The 20,841-nt window shown below is 73.0% G+C and carries 22 protein-coding genes; 4 read left to right on the top strand and 18 right to left on the bottom strand.

Going from position 1 to position 20,841, the window contains the following annotated elements; translation table 11 throughout:
- Positions 1 to 3 precede the first annotated feature (3 nt).
- Entirely contained in the window at positions 4 to 930 is a 927-nt protein-coding gene (locus ACFWUQ_RS09805; RefSeq protein WP_384535300.1) for a glutaminase, read from the bottom strand.
- A gap of 6 nt (positions 931 to 936) precedes the next feature.
- The gene (locus ACFWUQ_RS09800) at positions 937 to 1,629 is read right to left on the bottom strand and encodes a demethylmenaquinone methyltransferase (protein ID WP_384535298.1); all 693 of its coding nucleotides are present in this window, start codon (positions 1,627 to 1,629) and stop codon (positions 937 to 939) included.
- Positions 1,630 to 2,042: 413 nt separating this feature from the next.
- Here ACFWUQ_RS09800 and ACFWUQ_RS09795 point away from each other — a divergent pair, with 413 nt between their 5' ends.
- Together ACFWUQ_RS09795 and ACFWUQ_RS09790 are read left to right on the top strand one after the other, a co-directional pair.
- Positions 2,043 to 2,864, top strand: a complete 822-nt coding sequence (locus ACFWUQ_RS09795; protein WP_384535295.1) for a DUF3152 domain-containing protein — start codon at positions 2,043 to 2,045, stop codon at positions 2,862 to 2,864.
- 54 nt (positions 2,865 to 2,918) lie between these two features.
- Positions 2,919 to 3,392 carry a response regulator transcription factor gene (locus ACFWUQ_RS09790; protein WP_384535293.1) on the top strand — a complete coding sequence of 158 codons (474 nt, stop codon included), beginning with the start codon at positions 2,919 to 2,921 and terminating at the stop codon, positions 3,390 to 3,392.
- Here ACFWUQ_RS09790 and ACFWUQ_RS09785 read toward each other — a convergent pair.
- The 13 genes from ACFWUQ_RS09785 to ACFWUQ_RS09725 all read right to left on the bottom strand — a co-directional run bounded on the left by ACFWUQ_RS09785 (position 3,358) and on the right by ACFWUQ_RS09725 (position 15,663).
- Positions 3,358 to 4,002, bottom strand: coding sequence for a hypothetical protein (locus ACFWUQ_RS09785; RefSeq protein ID WP_384535291.1), 645 nt, complete (start codon positions 4,000 to 4,002; stop codon positions 3,358 to 3,360). The genes ACFWUQ_RS09790 and ACFWUQ_RS09785 overlap by 35 nt on opposite strands.
- Before the next feature lie 27 nt (positions 4,003 to 4,029).
- The gene (gene mqnC, locus ACFWUQ_RS09780) at positions 4,030 to 5,229 is read right to left on the bottom strand and encodes a cyclic dehypoxanthinyl futalosine synthase (RefSeq protein WP_384535288.1); all 1,200 of its coding nucleotides are present in this window, start codon (positions 5,227 to 5,229) and stop codon (positions 4,030 to 4,032) included.
- 114 nt (positions 5,230 to 5,343) lie between these two features.
- Positions 5,344 to 6,129 carry a prepilin peptidase gene (locus tag ACFWUQ_RS09775; RefSeq protein WP_384535285.1) on the bottom strand — a complete coding sequence of 262 codons (786 nt, stop codon included), beginning with the start codon at positions 6,127 to 6,129 and terminating at the stop codon, positions 5,344 to 5,346.
- A gap of 4 nt (positions 6,130 to 6,133) precedes the next feature.
- Entirely contained in the window at positions 6,134 to 9,109 is a 2,976-nt protein-coding gene (locus ACFWUQ_RS09770) for a BTAD domain-containing putative transcriptional regulator (protein WP_384535282.1), read from the bottom strand.
- A 62-nt stretch (positions 9,110 to 9,171) separates the two neighbouring features.
- Positions 9,172 to 9,633, bottom strand: coding sequence for a pilus assembly protein TadG-related protein (locus ACFWUQ_RS09765; RefSeq protein WP_384535280.1), 462 nt, complete (start codon positions 9,631 to 9,633; stop codon positions 9,172 to 9,174).
- Positions 9,630 to 10,112, bottom strand: a complete 483-nt coding sequence (locus ACFWUQ_RS09760; protein WP_384535277.1) for a TadE/TadG family type IV pilus assembly protein — start codon at positions 10,110 to 10,112, stop codon at positions 9,630 to 9,632. Before ACFWUQ_RS09760 ends, ACFWUQ_RS09765 begins: the two co-directional genes overlap by 4 nt.
- Before the next feature lie 7 nt (positions 10,113 to 10,119).
- The gene (locus ACFWUQ_RS09755; protein WP_384535380.1) at positions 10,120 to 10,497 is read right to left on the bottom strand and encodes a TadE family protein; all 378 of its coding nucleotides are present in this window, start codon (positions 10,495 to 10,497) and stop codon (positions 10,120 to 10,122) included.
- A gap of 104 nt (positions 10,498 to 10,601) precedes the next feature.
- The gene (locus ACFWUQ_RS09750) at positions 10,602 to 10,856 is read right to left on the bottom strand and encodes a hypothetical protein (protein ID WP_384535274.1); all 255 of its coding nucleotides are present in this window, start codon (positions 10,854 to 10,856) and stop codon (positions 10,602 to 10,604) included.
- A 46-nt stretch (positions 10,857 to 10,902) separates the two neighbouring features.
- A complete protein-coding gene (locus ACFWUQ_RS09745) occupies positions 10,903 to 11,838 on the bottom strand; it encodes a type II secretion system F family protein (protein ID WP_384535272.1) in 936 nt (311 codons plus the stop codon).
- Positions 11,835 to 12,776, bottom strand: coding sequence for a type II secretion system F family protein (locus ACFWUQ_RS09740; RefSeq protein WP_384535269.1), 942 nt, complete (start codon positions 12,774 to 12,776; stop codon positions 11,835 to 11,837). The genes ACFWUQ_RS09745 and ACFWUQ_RS09740 overlap by 4 nt, the downstream gene beginning before the upstream one ends.
- A gap of 7 nt (positions 12,777 to 12,783) precedes the next feature.
- Positions 12,784 to 14,091: a CpaF family protein gene (locus ACFWUQ_RS09735; RefSeq protein WP_384535266.1), complete on the bottom strand. Its 1,308-nt coding sequence runs from the start codon at positions 14,089 to 14,091 to the stop codon at positions 12,784 to 12,786.
- Entirely contained in the window at positions 14,088 to 14,924 is an 837-nt protein-coding gene (locus ACFWUQ_RS09730; protein WP_384535264.1) for a hypothetical protein, read from the bottom strand. Before ACFWUQ_RS09730 ends, ACFWUQ_RS09735 begins: the two co-directional genes overlap by 4 nt.
- Positions 14,925 to 14,952: 28 nt before the next feature.
- Positions 14,953 to 15,663 carry a hypothetical protein gene (locus ACFWUQ_RS09725; RefSeq protein WP_384535261.1) on the bottom strand — a complete coding sequence of 237 codons (711 nt, stop codon included), beginning with the start codon at positions 15,661 to 15,663 and terminating at the stop codon, positions 14,953 to 14,955.
- Between the two features lie 618 nt (positions 15,664 to 16,281).
- Here ACFWUQ_RS09725 and ACFWUQ_RS09720 point away from each other — a divergent pair.
- Together ACFWUQ_RS09720 and ACFWUQ_RS09715 are read left to right on the top strand one after the other, a co-directional pair.
- Complete coding sequence (locus ACFWUQ_RS09720) at positions 16,282 to 16,920, top strand: hypothetical protein (protein WP_384535259.1); 639 nt, start codon at positions 16,282 to 16,284, stop codon at positions 16,918 to 16,920.
- Between the two features lie 8 nt (positions 16,921 to 16,928).
- The gene (locus ACFWUQ_RS09715; protein ID WP_384535257.1) at positions 16,929 to 17,951 is read left to right on the top strand and encodes a hypothetical protein; all 1,023 of its coding nucleotides are present in this window, start codon (positions 16,929 to 16,931) and stop codon (positions 17,949 to 17,951) included.
- A 71-nt stretch (positions 17,952 to 18,022) separates the two neighbouring features.
- On the opposite strand, the gene ACFWUQ_RS09710 is transcribed toward ACFWUQ_RS09715, so the two are convergent.
- The 3 genes from ACFWUQ_RS09710 to ACFWUQ_RS09700 all read right to left on the bottom strand — a co-directional run bounded on the left by ACFWUQ_RS09710 (position 18,023) and on the right by ACFWUQ_RS09700 (position 20,786).
- Positions 18,023 to 18,814 carry a hypothetical protein gene (locus ACFWUQ_RS09710; RefSeq protein ID WP_384535254.1) on the bottom strand — a complete coding sequence of 264 codons (792 nt, stop codon included), beginning with the start codon at positions 18,812 to 18,814 and terminating at the stop codon, positions 18,023 to 18,025.
- Positions 18,815 to 18,851: 37 nt separating this feature from the next.
- Positions 18,852 to 19,442 (bottom strand): hypothetical protein, encoded by a 591-nt coding sequence (locus ACFWUQ_RS09705; protein WP_384535251.1) that lies wholly within the window; start codon positions 19,440 to 19,442, stop codon positions 18,852 to 18,854.
- 126 nt (positions 19,443 to 19,568) lie between these two features.
- Entirely contained in the window at positions 19,569 to 20,786 is a 1,218-nt protein-coding gene (locus ACFWUQ_RS09700; RefSeq protein WP_384535248.1) for a mucin-2, read from the bottom strand.
- Positions 20,787 to 20,841 lie beyond the last annotated feature (55 nt).

The raw sequence follows: 20,841 nt of genomic DNA, 5'->3' as shown, positions 1-20,841 counted from the left end.
GGGTCAGAAGACCGAGAGGCCGGTCAGGGTCGTGAAGCGGTCCAGGGCGGCTACGCCGGCCACCGAGTTGCCGCGGGCGTCCAGGCCGGGGCTCCAGACCGCCAGGGTGCACAGGCCGGGGACGACGGCGACGATGCCGCCGCCCACGCCGCTCTTGCCCGGCAGGCCCACCCGGTAGGCGAACTCGCCCGCCGCGTCGTACGTCCCGCAGGTCAGCATCACCGCGTTGATCTGCTTGGCGCCGCTGCGCGTCAGCAGCCGCGAGCCGTCCGCGCGCAGTCCGTGCCGGGCCAGGAAGCGGCCGGCCAGGGCCAGGTCGGCGCAGCTCATCTCGATGGAGCACTGCCAGAAGTAGTGCTCCAGCAGCGCGGGCACCGGATTGTCGATGTTCCCGTAGGAGGCCATGAAGTGGGCCACGGCCGCGTTGCGGTCACCGTGCTCCTGCTCGGAGGCGGCCACCTCCGCGTCGAAGCCGAGGCCGGGGTTGCCGCTCTCCTGGCGCAGGAACTCCAGCAGTTCGCTGCTCGCGTCACCGGTCAGGGTCTGGAGCCGGTCGGTCACCACGAGGGCGCCCGCGTTGATGAACGGGTTGCGCGGGATGCCGTTCTCGTACTCCAGCTGCACGAGCGAGTTGAACGGGTTGCCCGACGGCTCCCGGCCCACCCGCTCCCACAGGCTGTCGCCGCCCTCGGCGAGCGCGAGAGCGAGCGCGAACACCTTGGTGATCGACTGGGCGGAGAAGGGGGTCCGCCAGTCCCCCGTCCCGAAGACGTTGCCGTCGAGGTCGGCCAGCGCCATCCCGAACCGGCCGGGGTCCACGGTCGCGAGCGCCGGGATGTACTCGGCGGGCGTACCGCTGCCGATCAGCGGGGCGATGTCCGCCGCGATCCGCTCCAGCAGCTCCGCGTAGTCGAAGGGCCCGGCCTCCACCGCCTGCTACGCCTTGACGCCGCGGTGCAGGGCCACGATGCCGCCGCTCAGGTTGCGCCAGGCGACCTTGCCCCAGCCGGCCTTCTGCAGCAGCGCGGCCAGCGCCGGCTGGTCGGGCCACTCGCGGATGGACTCGGCGAGGTACACGTACGCGTCGGGGTTGGAGGACACGGCGCGGGCCACCGGCGGCAGGGCGCGCATCAGGTACTCGACGTAGACGGTCCGGAAGGGGGCCCACACGGGCTGCGAGAACTCGCAGATCACGACCTGGCCGCCGGGCTTGGTGACCCGGTACAGCTCGCGCAGGGCGGCATCGGTGTCCTGGACGTTGCGCAGGCCGAAGGAGATCGTCACGGAGTCGAAGGCGTCGTCCTTGAACGGCAGCTTCGTGGCGTCGCCGGCGGTCAGGGGGAGCCACGGGTTGCGCTTCTTGCCCTCGCGGAGCATGCCGAGGGAGAAGTCGCAGGGGACGACGTACGCGCCGGTGGCGGCGAAGGGCAGCGAGGAGGTCGCCGTACCGGCGGCCAGGTCGAGGACCGTGTGCCCGGGGCGCGCGGCGACCGCCTTGGCGACCTCCTTGCGCCAGAGGCGGGCCTGGCCCAGGGAGAGGACGTCGTTGGTGAGGTCGTAGTTCGCGGCGACTCCGTCGAACATGGAGGCGACTTCGTGCGGCTGCTTGTCCAGGGAAGCCCTTGTCACTGGTGTTCGCCCCTCGGTGTGCGCTGCGGATCGGCGGGTACGCCCCCATCCTCTCAGGCCGCCCCGCCCGGCACGGCCCCGGCGCCGCCCTGCCGGTCCCCCGGCGGGTCCGCTGTGATCATCTGTCGATAGGCTTGCCGCCCGCCCCCCGTGGGCGGGGTATGCGGACAACTGGCCCGAAGGCCAGTTACTCCCCTCCCCAGGCGTCACGTTGACTGGGGCGGAGTGCGGCCCGGTGAGGGTCACCCACCGGATCAGGGGCCCCGACGCAGTGGCCGGTCCGGCAGGGGCCGCCTCGAACAGAAAGCTTCACGATGCCGGCAGGCCATTCCACCGGTCGCTCCCCCAGCCCGCGCGCCAGGCGGCGGGCCGAGCGGCAGCGACGGCTGCGACGCACTCTGCTCCTCGGTTCGGTGACGCTCGTCGCGCTGTCGGCGACCGCGTACGCGCTGGTTCCGGGGGACGAGGGCGGGGCGAAGGCGGACGGCCGTCCGCCGGCGGGCGCCCAGGAGGCCCCGGACGGGGAGGCCGGCGACGGCGGTTCCGCCCCGGACCCGCAGGGCGGCCAGCGGTCGACGGCGCCCGCGAGCCCCTCGGCCGTCCCGGCGCAGCCCGCGCCGGGCCCGACCTCGCCGCCCGCGGCCCAGAGCCCCGCGGCCACCGCGGTGCCGGCCTCGGGCCCGGGCACCTTCAAGGGCTCCGGCACGGTGGGGAACGCCCAGGGCAAGGGTCCGGCGCTGCGCTGGCGCGTGGAGGTCGAGGAGGGCAGCGGAGTGGACCCGGAGGCCGCGGCGCGCTCCATCGAGGCGATCCTCGGGGATCCGCGCGGCTGGACCAGGGACCCCGCGTACGGGTTCCAGCTCGTCGGGGCCGGCCAGCCGGTGGACTTCACCGTGAAGATCGCGACGCCCACGACCACCAACCGGCTGTGCGACGTGGTCACGCCCGAGCTGATCGGCGAGACGAACTGCCGGGCGGGCCACACCGTCGTGGTGAACCTCAAGCGCTGGCAGGAGGGATCGCCGCAGTTCGACGGGCCGGTGGAGGAGTACCGGGCGCTGATCATCAACCACGAGGTCGGGCACGAGATCGGGCGGGAGCACGAGACCTGTCCGGGTCCGGGACAGCCCGCTCCCGCGATGATGCAGCAGATCAAGGGGCTGCTCGGCTGCAAGGCCAACGCCTGGCCGCACGACGTGAACGGAACCTACCTGTCCGGTCCGCGCGTCCCCTAGGGCGGAGAGCCGGGCCACCGCATCGGGCCGGCCGGGGGCGAGGAGTGGTCAACCGTGCGCGTCGTCAGCTTCAGCGTCCCCGCCTGGTTCCCCTCCTACGAGGAGGGGCGGGAGCCGGGGCGGGAGCCGCGCGACGCCCAGCTGACCGAGCAGGAGTCGGCCGTGTTCCTGTGCCTGGCCACCGGGGCCTCCAACGCGGAGCTCGCGGCCGAGCTCCAACTGTCCGTCAGCACGGTCAAGTTCCACGTCGTGAACATACGGGCGAAGCTGGGCGGGATCAGCCGCCTGCAGGCCTGCCTGCTGTCCGCGCTCGCCCGGGAGGGCGCGGGCACGCGCCCCGTGCCGGGCGGGGCGCCCGCGTCGGCGGAGCCCGCCGCACCGGCGCAGCCCGTATCAGCGGAGCCCGCATCGACGGCGCCCGCAGCGACGGAGCCCGCATCGACGGCGCCCGTACCGACGGCGCCCGCAGCGGCCGGCCCCGCCCCGTCGGCGGTCAGCGCCGGCGGTGCAGCAGCCTGCCCCCGATGACCGTGGCCACGCAGCTGGTCGCGCCGCGCGCGAGCAGCTCCCGCGGATCCTCGGCGGCGAACACCGCGAACCGCGCCGGGCCCCCCTCGTCCAGCCTCCCGTGGAAAGCCTGCTCGGCCGCCTCCCGGCCGGCGAACGGGTCCAGCTCAGGCGGCCCCTCGAAGGGGGCCGGCGGCAGGATCGCCAGCCCGGAGCGGGCCACCGCCGTCCGCACCGCCGGGATCGAAAAACGGCCGGCCACCGCCACCACCCCGCGCGCCAGCAGCTTCTGCGTGCCGCGCCGCGCACTGTGGCCCCAGCGCGCCGCGGTGAGGTCCAGGGCGTCCAGCGCCTCGCGGCCGGTGACCGCTTCGGCGCCGAGCTCGGCGACCTCGTACGGATCGTCGGGGTAGTACGTCCGCTCCAGCAGCGTGTCCGCGCCGCGCACGAGCAGCCCCGGCGTCAGGACGCCCTGCCAGCGGCGGGTGCGGGCGTGCGGATGGGCCGCGCCGAGCTCCTCGTACGGCCCGAGGCGGGCGATCCGGTCGCCGTCGACGAGGACGGCGCCGCCGGGCAGGGGCGCGGATCCCGGCCCGGGGACGAGGAGTTGGGCGGCGTGGAGCGTCAGCATCGGCGGCAGTCCGGCTCGGGGCGGCGGTCAGTTCGTGGAGATGAGCTTCAGCTCGGGGTGGGCCGTGCCGCCCTCGATGGCGGTCGAGGAGATGTGCGAGACCACCCGGTCGTCGACCGGGTCGTTCGCCGGGTCGTCGTGCACCAGGAGGTGCTCGTAGGTGGTCGCGCGCTGCGCCGGGGTGCGGCCCGCCTTGCGGATCAGGTCGATGATCTCCTGGCGGTTGGAGCGGTGCTTGGCGCCGGCCGAGGAGACGACGTTCTCCTCCAGCATGATGGAGCCGAGGTCGTCCGCGCCGTAGTGCAGCGAGAGCTGGCCCGCCTCCTTGCCGACGGTGAGCCAGGAGCCCTGGATGTGGGCGATGTTGTCGAGGAAGAGGCGTGCGATGGCGATCATGCGCAGGTACTCGAAGATCGTCGCCTGGGTGCGGCCCTTGAGGTGGTTGTTCTCGGGCTGGTAGGTGTACGGGATGAAGGCGCGGAAGCCGCCCGTACGGTCCTGGGTGTCGCGGATCATCGCGATGTGCTCGATGCGCTCGGCGTTGGTCTCGCCGGTGCCCATCAGCATGGTGGAGGTGGACTCCACGCCCAGCCGGTGGGCGATCTCCATGATCTCCAGCCAGCGCTCGCCGGACTCCTTGAGCGGGGCGATCGCCTTGCGCGGCCGGGCCGGGAGGAGTTCGGCGCCGGCGCCCGCGAAGGAGTCGAGCCCGGCGGCGTGGATGCGGCGGATGGCCTCCTCGGCGGAGACCCCGGAGATCCTGGCCATGTGCTCGACCTCGGACGCGCCGAGGGAGTGGATGACCAGCTGCGGGAAGTCCTTCTTGATGGCGGCGAAGTGCTCTTCGTAGTACTCGACGCCGTAGTCGGGGTGGTGCCCGCCCTGGAACATGATCTGCGTGCCGCCGAGTTCGACGGTCTCCGCGCAGCGGCGCAGGATGTCGTCGAGTCCGCGCGACCAGCCCTTCGCGGTGTCCTTGGGGGCCGCGTAGAAGGCGCAGAACCTGCACGCCGTGACGCACACGTTGGTGTAGTTGATGTTCCGCTCGATGATGTACGTCGCGATGTGCTCGGTACCGGCGTAGCGGCGGCGCCGCGCCGCGTCGGCGGCCTGGCCGAGGGCGTGCAGCGGCGCGTGGCGGTAGAGGTCGAGCGCCTCTTCCCTGGTGATCCGGCCCCCCGCGGCGGCGCGGTCGAGGACAGACTGGAGAGCGGCCTGGTCGGTCACCGGTGCGTCACCTTTCGGCGGTGTGTCAAGGTCCGGACCGATCCAGCCTACGCCAGCGGTCGGGACGGTCTCCCGCACACCCCCCGCCAGGCCCCGGCTCCGGCCGGCGCCGTCCTACGGGGAGCCGGTCGCCGCCGCGTAGACGACGCCCGCCAGCGCGCCGGCCAGCATGAACGGGCCGAAGGGCATGGCGGCCTTGCGGCCCGCGCCGCGCAGCACCATCAGGCCCAGGCCGTGGACCGCACCCGCGAGGAAGGCGGCGAAGGTGCCGGCGAAGAGCACGGGCCAGCCGTACCAGCCCAGGACCTGGCCCAGGGTGAGGGCGAGCTTGACGTCCCCGAAGCCCATGCCGCGGGGGTTGATGAGGAAGAGCGTGAAGTAGCAGGCGCCGAGGGCGAGACCGCCGAGCAGGGCCCTCGGCCAGTCCCCGGCCGTGCCCGGCAGCAGCGCGGCCAGGCCGAGGCCGGCCGCCGTCGCGGCGGCGAGGGGCAGGGTCAGTACGTCGGGCAGCCGGTGCACCGCCCGGTCGACGAGGGCGAGCAGCACGGCGAAGGGCGCGAGGGCCAGCCACACGAGCAGTTCGGGGCGCACCCCCGCGGCGGCCGCCAGGGTCGCGCAGACCGCCGCGCCGAGCACGGCCGCGACCGGGGCCGGGGCGTAGGGCCGGCTCCCCGGGCCGCAGGCCGGGCACGTGGCGCGGCCCAGCCAGCCGCCGCCCGGTCCGGACAGCGGGTGGCCGGCCGGGCAGCCGGAGCGCCACGGCTCCCGCGGGGGGACGGAGAGCCGGTACGCGGCGCGCGGTACGAGGAGACCCGTGGCGGCGCCCCACAGCGCGGCGCCGGCCACGACGAGGACCGCCGTGGCGTCGCCGGCCGCGGCGAGGGCCGCCGTGGCGTCCACCCCGTCAGCCCGCCGCCGCGCCGTCGCCGCGCCAGGACGGCAGCAGCTCGTCGAGGAGGGCGGCGGTGCGCGGGGGCAGGCCCCGGCCGCCGCCGAGCTCGGCGGCGCGGGTGGTGAGCGTGGCGGCGAGCGCGGTGAGGCGGCCCGTGTCGCCGGTGGCGTGCGTGGCCCTCAGCAGCTCGTTCCACAGGCGCTCGTCGGCGGGCGACAGGGACAGGGCGCTGGAGAGCGCCGCGACGGCCTGCTCGGGCCGGTCCTTGCCCAGCTGGTGCTCGGACAGGCTCAGGGCGACCTCGGACACCAGCAGCGGCAGCTGCGCGTCGACGATCTCGTGCGCGAGCCACCCGTACCGTCCCGCGGGCCGGTCCGGCAGCAGGCCGCCGCGGACGAGGCCCAGCGCGTCGGTGAGCATCCGCTCGCGGACGTTCGGGTTGCGGGCGCCGCGGCCCTGCGTCGCCTCGTGGTGCAGCGACCGCAGCACGTCGAGGTCGCTGACGACGGACGGGGCCAGGGTGAGCCGGCCGGCGGCGCCGGAGCGCAGCCTCGGGGTGCCGTCCGGGTCGGTGCCGAGCCATTCCCGCAGCCGCTCGACGAGCGCGTCGCGGACGTCGTCGCCGACGCCGCGGGGCCACAGGGCGGCGGCGAGCACCCGGGGGTTGACGCCCTCGCGGTGCAGCAGGCACAGGGCCAGCGCCTCGGCCATCAGGGCCGCGCGGTCCGGGTCCGGGGCGTCGAGGCCGATGATCTCGAAGGGGCCCATGAGGCGGGCGTAGACCGCCGGGCGTCCCTGCTCGGTGACGTCGACGAGGAACGGCGGGGCGGAGCCAGGGTCGGGGTTCGGGTCGTGGCCGGTCTGGCCGTCGGCGTCGCGGAAGAGCTGGACGACCGCCTCGTGCTGGGCCCGGGGCAGCGTCTGGGCCCGGAGTTCGAGGCCCAGGACCGGGGCGAGGAGCCGGCCGTCGGAGGTCATCTCCAGCTCCCAGACCGCGCCGGGGAGGTTCTTCGTCGGCGTGCCGAGGAGGTAGCCGATGCCCAGGCGGGCCGCGCCCGTTCCGAGTGCGGCGAGCTCCGCGGCCTGGGCCTCGGTCGGCTCGGCGGCGATCAGTACGAGGTGCGGCGCCCAGCGGTTCTCCTGGGCGTGCCCGGTGCGGCCGGTGAGGACGGAGTCGTGGCCCGCCGCGCCGAGCGCGGAGGAGCGCTGGCGGCTCTCGGCGGTCATGACCGGGATCAGGTCGTCGATGCCCGGCAGGTGCCGCAGCCGGCTGGGGGCGAGGGCGGTGAGCTCCTCGCCGAATCCGACCAGGGTGACCGTCAGGCGGTCCGACCAGCCGTTGGTGGCCAGTTCGGCGGCGATCGAGGACATGACCGCGGCCCGGTCCTCGTCCGCTCCGGTCAGGGAGACCATGCCGGGTACGGATTCCAGGTTGAGCAGGAGCCGGTTGCCGTCGAGGGTGCCGAGGCTGACCAGTCCCGGGTAGGGGGCCGCCGTCGTGCCCGCCGGGGCCGCCTCGGCGGAGGCCTGGTCCAGGCGCCAGACGGTGTGGTCCTGGCCCTGCTGCCACGGCGCGGGCGGGGCGGCCTCGCCGTCGCCGAGCTGCAGGTGGATCTCGCCGCCGGCCAGCCAGGCCGCGTACACGGTGGGCAGCGGGCGGGAGGCGGCGGCGAGGGCCTCGGACAGGCCGCGCAGGCCGTGGTCGAGGCGGCGTACGGCCGCCGGGTCTGCGCCGACGAACAGCGCGTCCTGGACGTTGGCGGCCTCGCCCGTGGGGGCGGGCGGCGGGGTGGCCCCGCGCCCGGTGACGGCGCCCATCGCGGACTGCCACAGGGCGGTGCGCCGGCGGCGGCCGAGCGCGGCCAGGAGTCCGGCGGCGAGCAGCGGGGAGGCGAGGAGGGCCTCGGGCAGGCCGAAGGAGGAGTCGTCGGCGGCTGCGGCCGAGGCGCCGCTGTCGGCGGAGCCGATCGCGGTGTCGGAGACCTGCGCGGCGCCGGACCGGTCCTGGGTGGCCCAGTCCTTGGGGAGGACGAACTGCGTGGTGTCGGTGTCGACGGCGCCGGTCGCGGTGCCGGAGCCGCCCTGGGCGGACCCGCCCCGCGAGGTGTCGGCGGCGGCCTGCGGGTGGTCGCCGCTCTTGGAGTACTCCAGGATCTGCCCGCGCACCTTCTCGGACACCTGGGGCGCCTCGTCCGGCATCTGCACGAGGTCGCCGCCGTAGGCGTCGGCGGGCATCTCCATGATCCAGCCGGGCCGGATCAGGCTCGCCTTCGAGAGCTTCTCCCCGTCGGGCTGCACCCGGTCCTTGTTGAGCTCGTAGATCTCGGAGTAGCGGCGGCCGTCGCCGAGGTGGCGCTCGGAGATCTCCCACAGCGAGTCGTGGTGGCGGCCCTCGGGCGGCTGGATCCGGTAGAACTTCGTCCCGTCCTCGCGGGCCTGCTCGGCAGCCTGCCGGTCGGACTCCGCCTGCTCGGCGGCCCGGTCCTGGGCGGCCTGCTGCGCCTGCTGTCCCGGGGTCAGCTGGGCGGAGGCGGCCACGCCGGGGCGCGGCTGGTCCTCCAGCGCCTGGCCGAGCTGGGAGAGGCCGGGGGTGAAGCTGGCCGCGCCGGCGGTGACCAGCAGCAGGGCGGCGACGAGCTGCCGGGCGAGGGCCTGGCTCGCTCCGGCGGCGGGGACCCGTGCGGGCATGCCGAAGCCGGAGACGGCGGCCTTGACCTCGACGAGGACGCAGGCGGTGAACTGGGCCCAGGCGAGCCACACCACCACGGTCAGTACGTGGATGAAGGTGTTGACCGTGATCTGCTCGCGGAGCATGTCCAGCGAGGGCACCTCGTCGGGCAGCGGCCAGCCGACCTGGGACGCGAGCGCCACCGGGACGCCGAACACGAGCACGGCCAGCGCGAGGAACGCGAGGAACGCCTTGACGAAGTCGCCGAAGGTGCGCCGCGGCCTCGGTGCGGCGCTCGTGCGGGGGGTTCTGCGTGCCATGGCGGCTTCCTGTGTGGAGAGGTCGGTGGGGCGGTACGGGGACGGGGGCTGCTCCGGCCGGGTCATCCGGTCACGGACTCGGCGACCGCCCGGCCGCGCACCGTGACCGGTCCGCGGTGGTACAGGCCGAGTACGGGCCGGTAGGTCAGCCGGATCTCGACCTGCACCCGCTGGGCGTTGGCGGAGACGCAGCCGGCGGCGGCCACGTCCGGCCCCGACAGCTTCGCCTCCTGGGCGAAGACGCGGACCCGGGCCCCGCAGTTCTCGAAGTTGATCGGGGCGCCGCCCGAACCCGCGTACAGGGCGGCGCGGTCGATGTCCTGCGCGGCGTACCGCGCGGCCTGTTCGGCGATGTCCGCCGCCCGCTCCCGCTGGGAGATCGCCATGCCGCCGTCGACGACGAAGGCGGCCAGGGCCAGGAAGAGGATGCTGAAGATGATGAGCGCGCCGGCGCCGGAGCCCCGGTCGTCGAGGCCCGCCCCGCGGACCGCGAGCCGGGCCCGCAGCCCGTGGAGTGCCTTCATGCCGCCCTCCGGAAGGGGTCGAGCGAGGACGTGGCGTGGCCGCTGATCCGGGTCGGGACGTCGAGGCCGAGCATGGCCAGGCCCCGGATCTCGCAGCTGACCTCCACGGTGAAGAACCCGCCGGGCTCGAAGCCCGCGCTGGTCTTGTTCACGGAGACCGGCCCGGCGCACACGTCGCTCAGGTTGGCCTCGGCGGCCCTGACCGCCTCGGCCATGGCGACGTCCCGGCTCTTCTGGATGGACCCGGCGCGGGCGGCGTCGCGGGCGGCTCCGTCGACGGCGCCGCGGCCCTGGGCGAGCTGGCCGAAGGCGACGAGGACGAGGATGAAGAGGAAGAAGACGGGGGCGATGATGACCACCTCGATGGTCGAGATCCCCCGGTCGCCCCGATCGCCCGCGCCGCCGCCCACCCGGCCACCCCGGTCGCGCACCGGGCCGCGCACCATGTCGCGCACCCGCTGCCGTGTCCGATGACTCATCGGAACCTCATCCCCCGTCCTGTACGAACCGCTCGACCGGCCCGCTCGACTGCGCGTGGACGGTCAGGTCGAGGCCGGGAACGATGCTGGGCACGTTCGCCGTGATCACGACCCGCACCGTGTTCGCCGCCGGCTGGTCGACCACGATGTTCGGCCGGAGCACCAGCTGCGGCCCCAACTGGTCGATGTAGCTGTCCGCCGAACTGCGCGCCTTGCCCCGCCAGCCGCCCGGGTCGGCGTCCGCCGACGCCCGGGCCTCGCGCGCACCCGCCTGGGCGGCGGCCTGTGCCACCTGGTCCGCGAAGGAGTACAGGGCGAACTGCACCGTCGCGAAGATCATGAAGAACAGGATCGGGGTGAGGAAGACGAACTCGATCGCGGTCATGCCGGAGTCACCGCGGGCGGAGGCGGCCTCCGCCCTGCGGCGTACGGCGTCGCGCAGCCGGGCTGCGCAGCGGTTCACGGCTTCGGTCACTGAAGGGACTGCGCCTAGCAGGTCTTGGACGCGGTGGCGCCGGCGATGCAGTCCCCGACCTTGCTCGCGCCCTTGCCGAGCGCGGCGTTGAGGATGGCCGCGACGACGCCGACGATCGCCACGACGACGGCCGAGATGATCACCCACTCGACGGCGGAGGCGCCCCGGTCCAGTTCGCCGGAGCGGGCGCGCTGCACCCGGCCCTGCAGGAAGACGACCAGGAAGTCGAGGGCGGGGTGACTGTTGCGGATGCCGTTGATGCCGTTCATGGCGGGGTCCTCTCGAAAGACGATGACGGTAGGTGGGGCGGGAGGGTCAGGCGCCCTGGAAGACGCGCATCGCCGCCGGGAAGATCAGGAAGACCAGGAAGCCGGCGCAGAGCAGGAGCTGGGCCACGAGCATCGACTGCGACTTCTCGCCGGCGCTGCCCTCGATCTCGGCCATCTCGCGGTGCCGCATCGTCTCGGCGCGGGAGGCCAGGGACTCCCGTACCTTCGCGCCGTCCTCGGCGACGAGGCCGAGCGCGCTCGCCAGGTCCTTGAGCTCTTCCACGCCCAGCTCCTCGCCGAGCGTGCCGAGCGCCTGCCACTGGCTCGTGCCGGTGATGCGGGCGTCCGCCAGGGTGTTGCGGATGCGCCGCAGGGCCCAGCCGTCGCTGATCTCGGCGGCGGCCATGAGCGCCTCCGGCAGGCCGCGGCCGCCGGCCAGGTTCATCGCGACCAGGTCGAGGTAGGCCCCGATGACGCGGCGCAGGTCGCGGCGCTTTTCCGCCGCGTCCCGGCGGACCTCCAGGTCGGGGAGGAAGAAGAAGAGGGCGCCGCAGACCAGCGCCATCCAGACCGGGACGACCGCTCCGCTGCCGAGGCCGAGCGTCATGACGATCGCGAAGAGGAACGGGCCGAAGAACAGCCCCGCCGCGCCCAGCAGGATCTTCGTCGCCAGGAAGTTCTCCCAGCTGCGCTCCAGCACGTTCAGGTCGGCGCGCAGGGAGCGCTGCTCCCAGCCCTGCTGCCGGTAGAAGTCGGCGACGCGGGCGCCGACACCGGCCCGCAGGGTGCCCATCTTCCCGGCGTCCACGTCCTGCTGGACGGTGCGGCCCGGGGACTCGTACAGGGCGCCGCGCGCCCGCATCGCGTCGATCTGGGCCACGGTGGCCACCGCGCCGCGCTTGGAGGGCACCATGGCCCGGACGAGCGCGTAGATGCCGAGGCCGAGGACCGCCCCGATGACGACCGGAAGGGTGAGGTTCACCTCGGACCGACCTCCTCACGTTCGGACGGGGGCTGCGCGAAGCGCACCGGCTGGGCGTCGCGGACCAGGAAGCGTTCGGGCGTCTCGATGGTGGAGAGCTTGCGCAGCCACCAGAAGCCCAGGGCGAACAGGCCGCACACGCAGGCCAGGACGACCTGGCCCACCGGCGAGTTGTAGGGGGACACGAAGTCCGGGTTGAAGATCGACAGGCCGAGTACGAAGGCCACGCTGACGCCGACGACGATCTGCACGCTGCGCCGGGTGCTGGAGCGCTGGGCCGCCACGCGCTGGCGCATGTCGACCTCCTCGCGGGCCGACTTGGCGAGCGCGCCGAGCACCTGCCGCAGGCCGGGGCCGCGGAGGCGGGCGTTGAGGATCAGCGCGGCGACGATGATGTCGGCGGAGGCGTCGTCGATCTCGTCGGCGAGGTGCTGGAGCGCGTCCGGCAGCGGCATACGGGCCCGCAGCCGGTCGACGAGCGTCTCCAGGTGGGGCCGCATGGCCGGGGCCGCGGCGCGGGCCGAGGCGGGGATGGCCTGCTCCAGGCCGACCGCTCCGGCGATGGTGTCGCGCAGGGACTCGGTCCAGGACGCGAGGGCCTCGACCCGGCGCATCGCGGCCCGCTCCTCGGCGGCGCCGCCGAAGAGGCGGTCCCAGAAGAAGACCAGCACGCCGGTGGCGATGCCCGCCACCGCCCAGCGGGTCAGCAGCAGGATCGCGAGTCCGGTACCGATCGCGAGGGAGCCGCGACGGCCGGCGAACCGGGCCAGCTCGGCGAGGCGCTCGCGCGAATTGGCGCGCTCGTGCTCGGGTTTGACGGGCAGGCCGCGGATCGCGGCCGTGAGCAGGGCGAGCCCGCCGCCGACCACGAGCCCGCACAGGAGCGCGTACAGGACGGGCAGTGAGAAGAGGCCGCCCATGGAGGTGATGCTGTTCATGTCCGCCTCACCCCCAGGATCCGCTGGGTCGGTAGCCGAAGGGCATGAGTTCCTCGATGCAGGAGATCGGGGCGTGCGCGACGACCCGCCCGTCGGAGGTCTCCGCGAAGACCTCGCTGGAGAGCACGCGGCCGTCGACGCCGTTCACCTCGCGCACGGAGGTGACGACGCGGCGGAGCCGGCCGCCGCTCTGGAAGGCGTTGCGGCGCTCGACGAAGACGACGAAGTTGATGGCGCCCGCCACCAGCATCTGGCTCGCCTCGATGGGCAGCCGTTCCGCGGCCTGCAGCGCGTAGGTGGAGATACGGCTGAAGACCTCGCTGGAGCTGTTGGCGTGGATGGTGGAGAGGGAGCCGTCGTTGCCCTGGGACATCGCGTTCAGCATGGTGACGATCTCGTCGCCGAGGACCTCGCCGACGATGACCCGGGAGGGGTTCATACGCAGGGAGCGGCGCACCAGCTCGGACATCATGATGGCGCCCTGGCCCTCGGAGTTGGGCAGGCGCTCCTCGAAGGCGACGACGTTGGGGTGCAGCTCCGCGAAGGTGTCGAGGCCCAGCTCCAGGGCGCGCTCGACGGTGATGAGGCGTTCGTGCGGGGGTATCTCGTTGGCGAGCGCGCGCAGCAGCGTGGTCTTGCCGGCGTTGGTGGCGCCCGCGATCATGATGTTCTTGCGCGCCCGGACGGCGCAGGACAGGAAGTGCCCGAGCTCGGGGGTGAGCGTGCCGTTGCCGACCAGGTCCGCCATGAAGACCTTGCCCATGCGGGCGCGTCGGATGGAGAGCGAGGGGCGCCGGGTGACGTCCATGACCGCCGACAGGCGGGAGCCGTCGGGCAGCCGCAGGTCGAGCTGCGGGTTGGCGGAGTCGAAGGGGCGCGAGGAGAGGCCGGAGTAGGCGCCGAGGACCTGGATGAGCTCGACGAGCTCCTCGTCGGTCTCGGCCACCGGGTCGCCCCGGACCTCGCTGCCGTTCGCGTACCCGACGAACACCTGGTCGCAGCCGTTGATGTCGATGTTCTCGACCTCGGGGTCGTCGAGCAGCGGCTGGAGCCGGCCGACGCCGAAGAGCGCGGCGTGGACAGCGGACGCGAACTGCTCCTCGGTCTCCGCGTCGAAGGGGGTGCGGCCCGCGTTGATCTCGCCGCGGGCGTAGTCCTCCAGGATCTGGGCGATGACGGCGCGGGCGTACTGGCGCTCGTCCTCGCCGGACATCTGCATGAGGCCGGCGAGCTGGTCCACCCGCCGCTGTTCGGCGATGCGGTCGCCCGCCTCCTGCCGGAACCGCTTGACGAGCTGGTGGTCGACCGCGCTCATCGGGCCGTGCCCGGGGGTGCTCCGGCGGGGCCGGCCCACAGGGTGCCGTACTGCTGGTTGATGTCGAAGGAGACCTGCCGGGCGGAGCGGATCAGCAGGGACTTGTCCAGGCGTCCCCGGCGGCGGCCGGCCAGCTGGTCCGCGCCCTGCGGGTCGTACGCGAGGGTGCCGACGACGCGGACGCCCGAGTGGGAGGCGACCAGCATGTCGTTGACCTGGTTGACGACCTTGGCGGAGTCCTTGGGGTCGGTGACCAGCACGACCCCGAGCAGGGGGGTGCCGAACTGCGCGGCGCCGCGCTGGGCGCCGTGCAGGCGGGCGGAGAGCGCGAGGGCCCGGTCGCGGACCCGCGCGATGCTCTCGGGCGTCGTACGGGCGACGAGCAGCACCAGGCTCGCGTGTGCGAACAGCTCCAGCGCGGGTCCGTCCGCGCTGATGCGTCCGCAGTCGGCGATGACGTCGGCGGGCGCGTGCGGGGAGTCGCCGAGCTGGGCGAACGCCTTGCCGAGCAGCGGCCACTGGCCGATGAGGCCGGCGGACTGCTCGGAGGAGCCGAGACCGACGAGGACGTCGAGGCCGCCGGACATCGTCTGGGCGTGGTCCCAGAGCTGGTCCGCGGCCAGGCCGCGACGCGCGGTCGCGGCGATCGACAGCATGCCGGAGTTGGGGTTGAGCGGTCCGCCGTGGGAGGCCGAGCTGCGGTAGACGAGGTCTCCGCCGGCGGGGTCCGCCTCGGCGAGCAGCGTGCGACGCGGCCATACGGCCGAGAGCGCGACGGCCGCGGTCGTCACGCCGGGTGACCCCTTGTCGGCGGCGAGTGCGATGAGCGCCATGTCTTCTGCTTTCCTGTGCGCTCGTGAATCAGCCGTTGGCGGACGGGATCAGCACCACGGCGACCTGGCCGGCCGCGGCCGCCTGCGTCAGTGGCGCGATCTCACCGGTGGCGACCATGACGGTGACCGGCAGGTTGCCGCTGCCGATGGCCTTGCCGTCGCCGACGAAGATGTCGGTGACCTTGGCGTCCTTCACGAGCAGCGTGTTGCCCTCGCCGGCGCTGCCGGGCTTGGCGGCGGCGGCCGTGTCGGCGGTCACCTTGTAGGCGGAGACGTGGTCGCCGACCTTGAGCCCGACCGGGTACTGGCCCTCCTTGAGGGAGAGGCCGACATGGGCCTTGCCGTCCGGCAGGCCCTTGTCCTGGGCGAACATCTCACCGATTGCGATGGTGCCCTTGACCAGGGTGTTCTTCGCCTGGAGAGTCTTGAGCGCCTCGCGCTGCTCCCACTTGACGTAGTTGACGGCGGGATCCTCCGCCACCATCACGGGCTTGATGGTCGCGTCGGTCACGGACTTGCCCGCGGGAACGTCGGCCATGATACGGACGACCTCGATCCGCTCGCCGGCCCGCAGCACGAGCACGGTGGCTCCGAGAGCGCCGACGAGGATGAGCAGCACCGCCAACGCGGCCAGCGCGGGCTTGCGTTCCCGCCCCGAGGAGGGCAGCCGCTCACCGACGCCCTGAGCGGACCCGGAACCCCTGTGGCTGGCCGCGCCCGAACGTTCCTGGACCTTCACTCCACCGCTCCCCGTGCACTGCGAAAGACAAAACCGGTCATTCTCGAACAGAACCCAGCCTGCTGGCGACTTGACCGAACTATAGAAAAACTAAGGTGATCGCACGGTAGCAGTAGCACATAAGCACCTCAAGGCGAGTCCGGCGCCACCCGCCCCCGCGACGACGATTTGAGTACGCGTACTCAGTACGGGTACTCAGAAGCCGCGCGCGGCCCTCCGTACGGGACCCCATCGCCGCTCTCCCGAGCACCGCTGACCAGCCGTCGGGCCTCGGCCGACGCCCCCGAGCCGGGGACGGGGGGCGGTACCGGGCCGTCCCGGGGCGCGGCCGGGGCCGGCCCCCGCGCAAGCGCCGGCGCGGTCCCGTCGTGCAGCCCGTCCGCCGCCGACGGCCGTACCGCGCACAGAGGTTCACCGAACCTCCACACCGCCGCGGGCCGCCCGCCGGCTTCGCGCTCGCGACATTCGACGCAATCCCCACCGGGTGGGCGCTCGGCGGCCCGCCCGGCGGCGATCCGGTCGCATTCGCCCTGGCGAAACCATTCTCCGCGCGGGTAGCGTCAGAACGCTTCAGAGACCCTCGTCCCCACCGGGAGCTGCCCAGTGAACCGCCGCACTTTGCCCGTTGCAGTCGCCGCTACGGCAACTGCCGCCCTGCTCCTGACCGCGTGCGGCGGAGGTGGCGGCAAGGCCGACGACACGATCGCGGGCTCGGAGCAGAGCGCCGCGCCGTCGTCCGCGCCACCGGGCACGGCCTCCGCGGACGCGGTCCCGGGGCGCCCCGACGTAGCGCTGCCGGCGGACCTGAAGCACGAGTTCGAGGGCTGGACGACCGGCGACCCGGTGAAGGACGCCCTCCTCGGGGACATCAAGAACGCCGTCGCGTCCGTCGACGCGGCCATCGCGGGCGACGCGGCCGAGTCCCCGGCCGTTCCCTTCTACCACAAGGGCGACGCGCTGATCGGCGCCTCGACCTGGATCGCGAAGCTCAAGAAGGACGGCCTGACGCCCACGGGGACCACGCGCTTCTTCAACCCCCGGGTCGAGGCCGGCGACGGCAGGTCGGCGGGCGTCGAGTACTGCGCGGACGAGGGCAAGGCGTTCGCCAAGGAACGCAAGACGGGCAAGGTGCTCACCACGCCCGTGACCGCCAACTCGTACATCCGGTACCAGGTCCGGGTGGAGAAGACCGATCAGGGCGTCTGGCAGACCACGAAGCTCACTTCGAAGCGGGGAGACAAGACGTGCACACCGTAAGACTTCCGATGCGATGGATCGCGGTGGCGACGACGGCCGCCGCACTGGCACTCATACCGGGCACGGCGAGCGCGGACATCCCGCCGGACTCCTCCCGGGGCGGCGAGGGCGGCGGCGGGCTCAAGGACGGCAAGCTGACCTCCACGATCCAGATCACCGGGGACAAGCGCCAGCCCGGCCAGACCTCCAAGGGCTTCACCGCGGACAACAACTGGACGCCGCCGGCCTGCTGGTACGAGCCGCGCTCGGCCGCCGAGTTCCAGAAGTACGTGGAGGCCTTCTACAGCGAGACCGTCAACTACCCGGGCCAGCACAGCTACGCGAAGACGGCCGTCGGGCAGTTCCGGGAGATCTACAAGGACGGCAAGTACAAGAACTACAACCTGGACAAGGCCTCCGAGGGCGCCTTCTGGGTCTCCGTGGTCAACCCGGACCGCGCAACCGAGCTCGCCGCCATGTCGTGCAGCGACCTGCCCGAGTGGGTCCCCAACGGCACGCCTCCGCCGTTCCGCCAGGCCATCACGCCGGAGATGCTGGCACAGGCCGCGTACGGTGCGATCAACCTGCCGACGACCGAGGTCAGCCTCGCCCCGGCGAACAACACCAAGGTCAACCTGGCCACGTGGGCCTGGATGGACGGCGGCGTCTTCGAGCCGAAGAGCGTGACGGCCACCATCAACGGGGGCGGCACGACCCTTTCCGCCACCGCCACCGCGACCCCGGCGTCGGTCCGGATCAAGCCCGGAACGGGCGACGCCACGCTCCACCCCGCCTCCGGTGAGTGCGCCTTCAACGCGGGCGGCGCGGGGGCCGGAGCCCCGTTCGCCCCGGGCTCCGAGAACCAGACCCCGCCGTGCGGGGTCACGTACCTGCGCTCCTCGGGAGGCGCCACGTTCCCGCTCCAGGCGACGGTGACGTGGACCGCCCACTGGAGCAGCGGCGGTTCGGCCCCGCAGGCCCTGCCCTCGGCCACGATGGTGGGCGAGCCGCAGAACGTCACGGTCCAGGAGATCCAGGCCGTCAACCGCTGACGCGCAGCACCGACACCGCCCGCCGGGATTCTCCCGGCGGGCGGTGTCGTACGGCCTGTGGGGCCAGGGGGTCAGCCGAGCTCGGAGCCGTCCGGCAGCAAGTCGGCGATCATCTGCCACAGCTCCTTGGCATGGGTGCGCCGGACCCGCAGCGGGCTCTCCAGGGTGACCTCGCCCTCGCGCACGGGCTCCGCGGGCAGCTCACGCACCCAGTAGCCCTCCAGGCCGCAGTCCCAGACGGCCAGGCCCGTGAAGGTCGGCTCGGCGTTCTCGACGTGGGCGTTCTTCCACACCACCGTCATCCGCCACATGCAGTTGAGCTGCGCGAGCACCTCGACCAGCCGCGCCGGGGCTCCGGTGGCCGCCGCGACCTCCTCGGTGTCCACGTCTCCCTCGACGGCCTCCATGCGCACCATCACGGCGTCGAGCGCACTGGTGGTCGAGGTGATCGACTCGGTGAGGTCCGCGCCCTCAAGGATGTCGTCGTGCAGGTCGACGCCGCGGGCGAGCGCGGGCACGAGCAGCGGAGCCCCGACCGGGACGTACTCGGACTCGGTCTCGCCGGGCCAGCCCTCGTGCGTGAAGACGAAGTCGTTGCCGACCACCGCGCCGCTCTCCAGGGTCCCCTGGGGGCCGGTTATCTCGGTGCGGACGATGACGCGGGGCGCCAGCAGGGTGGAGACGAGCGGGTAGAGGTCGCCCGTGATGGAACCGTCGTCTCCGACGATCCCCGCCGCGCGGAGCTCGGCGTGCGCGATGCCGAGCTCGTCGGGCACCGCCTCCTCCTCCACGAGCAGTCCGAGGACGCTGATGTGGGGGTCGGCGAGGCGCAGACGACGACGGGCAGCGTCAAGCGAAGGCATGTCAGATTCCTTTGATACTCGGTCGTTTCGTTTCAGCTCAGAAATCCGGCAGGTCCGCCCGGCTCAGCATGCGCCCGGGAAGGGAGTACAGCGCGCCGCCGACAGTGAGATTGCGCGTGTACATGCTCTGCAGGGCAATGGCCAGCGCGATATCGACGTTGTCCACGTTTCCCTGGGCCACCCCCGAAACCTTGCGCGGGTGCCGCCATTCCGAACGGGTGGTGGTGACGCTGGCGCCGTCGCGCACGAGGAGGTGCTGGCGCTTTCCGCCGGCCACCTGGTACCGGTAGTCCCGCCCGCAGACATTGATCCGCAGCGCGCGGCCGCTCCGCGTCAGGGCCAGGCGGCTGCGCTTGAACACCGCCGGGTATTCGTTGACCGTCAGCTCCATCATGGCCATGCGCAGGTGGTAGCGGAATCCGACCCCGGCGAAGGTGATCGTGGGGAAACGCTCGCCCCATGCCGCCGAGAGCAGGATCCCGTGCACCCTTTCGGTGTATTTGATCGGGAACCGCATCTCGATCGGCCCGAATCCGGGCACGTCCGCGGTCCACGCGTGCGTCGTCACGCGTTCGATGTCACCCTCGGCCGGACCGCGATATATGAGTTCGAACGGAATGGTGTGCATTCGGCGCCCCTCAGTCGAATGGGTCGAGTTTACTGTCCGGTACTCCGGGCGCTCCGGTACCGGCCCCCGGTCGTCCACCATCCGCATGACGCCGAGAGCGTGGGGGATTTCCCTTCCGGGAGGACCTCAGTCGAACGGGTTGTACTTGCTGGCCAGGTCCTTGGCCCCCTTGGCCAGGTTGCTCGCACCCTTCGATATCGCGTCCCCGGCCCGGCCGGCCGCGTCGGCCACCTGGCCCGGCCACTTCTTCACCGTGTCCCAGTTGTCGACGATGGACGCCACGCCGTAGATGGCGCCGGTCACCACGACGGCACCGATGGTGATGGGGTTCGGGGCGATCATCGCGGCCGTCAGCGAGGCGTTGAAGCCGACTCCCGCGACGTCGGCCACATAGCCGGCCCCGTCCTTCTTGAAGGCCTCGACGGGGTTGCCCTTCTGGTACAGCTCGTAGGCTCCGAAACCGGTCGCTGCGACGCTGCCCACGATGCCGGCGCCCCGCCAGAACCCGGCGGTCTTCAATACCGCTCCGGATCCCGCGCCGAAGCGGGCCAGAGCGCCTCCGCCCATCGCTCCGTTCAACCGTGCCGCCGGGCCGGCCACCTTGAGGAGGTTGGCCTCCCAGGCCCACGTCTTGCCCGCGAGCGCGGCGTAGGAGTTGTTGCCCGCCAGGAAGTTGAGCAGGGGCGGCGGGATGAGCCGGCCGACCCGGGCGCCCTGCCGCGCCAGTGCCATCGTGCCCGTGGAGCCCTGCCCCCGCAGCATCTGCGCCAGGAAGGTGCCCGGCGCCTTCAACGCCTTGGCGTCCGGCCCCCAGTACTTCTTGAGGTCCCAGATCCCCTTGCCGGCCTTGAACAGGGCCGGCGGCGCGGTGGTGATGAACTCCACGAGGTCGTAGTAGTCGGCGACGACCTTGCCCAGCTTCTCATCACCGGTGATCTTGGCGACGGACTCGCTCTTCATGCGGTTCTGCCACTCGGTGTACGTCTCGTTCGGCTGGCGCTTGACCCAGTCGAACGAGCCGTCGTCGGCGAGCGAGGCCGCACCGGCCAGGAGCGCCAGCTGCGGATTCGTCGCCAGCCGCGCCGCGTCCCCGGCCGAGAAGCCGGCCCACAGGAAGCCGCCCGTCGGGTCGCCGTTCTCGGCTCTGAGGATGCCCGCGCGCTTGCGCAGGTCCGGTGCGGTCTCCGTGTTCCAGCTCTGGATCGGCCGCAGCGGGCCGAGCTTCGCCGTGACGCCCAGGCCGGAGGCGCGCGTGAACGCCTCCGCGAGCTTGTCCTGCGCCCCACCCCTGCCGTCCAGCAGCTTCGCGAGCTGCTCCAGGTCCTCCGGGTTGGCCTTCCTCATTCGCTAACTCCCCCGTGCGAACATGCGTGCAGTCCTACAAACTGCGCAGCATATA

It is taken from the genome of Streptomyces sp. NPDC058662 (genome assembly GCF_042716255.1).
GTDB lineage: Bacteria > Actinomycetota > Actinomycetes > Streptomycetales > Streptomycetaceae > Streptomyces.
This window is presented reverse-complemented; position numbering and strand designations above follow the sequence as displayed.

Excerpts from the sequence above, each read along its gene's own strand:
- ACFWUQ_RS09785 (WP_384535291.1), bottom strand. The coding sequence starts at position 4,002 with ATGCTGACGCTCCACGCCGCCCAACTCCTCGTCCCCGGGCCGGGATCC.
- ACFWUQ_RS09770 (WP_384535282.1), bottom strand. The coding sequence starts at position 9,109 with ATGGCACGCAGAACCCCCCGCACGAGCGCCGCACCGAGGCCGCGGCGC.
- ACFWUQ_RS09765 (WP_384535280.1), bottom strand. The coding sequence starts at position 9,633 with ATGAAGGCACTCCACGGGCTGCGGGCCCGGCTCGCGGTCCGCGGGGCG.
- ACFWUQ_RS09760 (WP_384535277.1), bottom strand. The coding sequence starts at position 10,112 with ATGAGTCATCGGACACGGCAGCGGGTGCGCGACATGGTGCGCGGCCCG.
- ACFWUQ_RS09755 (WP_384535380.1), bottom strand. The coding sequence starts at position 10,497 with ATGACCGCGATCGAGTTCGTCTTCCTCACCCCGATCCTGTTCTTCATG.
- ACFWUQ_RS09750 (WP_384535274.1), bottom strand. The coding sequence starts at position 10,856 with ATGAACGGCATCAACGGCATCCGCAACAGTCACCCCGCCCTCGACTTC.
- ACFWUQ_RS09740 (WP_384535269.1), bottom strand. The coding sequence starts at position 12,776 with ATGAACAGCATCACCTCCATGGGCGGCCTCTTCTCACTGCCCGTCCTG.
- ACFWUQ_RS09735 (WP_384535266.1), bottom strand. The coding sequence starts at position 14,091 with ATGAGCGCGGTCGACCACCAGCTCGTCAAGCGGTTCCGGCAGGAGGCG.
- ACFWUQ_RS09730 (WP_384535264.1), bottom strand. The coding sequence starts at position 14,924 with ATGGCGCTCATCGCACTCGCCGCCGACAAGGGGTCACCCGGCGTGACG.
- ACFWUQ_RS09715 (WP_384535257.1), top strand. The coding sequence starts at position 16,929 with ATGCGATGGATCGCGGTGGCGACGACGGCCGCCGCACTGGCACTCATA.
- ACFWUQ_RS09710 (WP_384535254.1), bottom strand. The coding sequence starts at position 18,814 with ATGCCTTCGCTTGACGCTGCCCGTCGTCGTCTGCGCCTCGCCGACCCC.
- ACFWUQ_RS09705 (WP_384535251.1), bottom strand. The coding sequence starts at position 19,442 with ATGCACACCATTCCGTTCGAACTCATATATCGCGGTCCGGCCGAGGGT.
- ACFWUQ_RS09700 (WP_384535248.1), bottom strand. The coding sequence starts at position 20,786 with ATGAGGAAGGCCAACCCGGAGGACCTGGAGCAGCTCGCGAAGCTGCTG.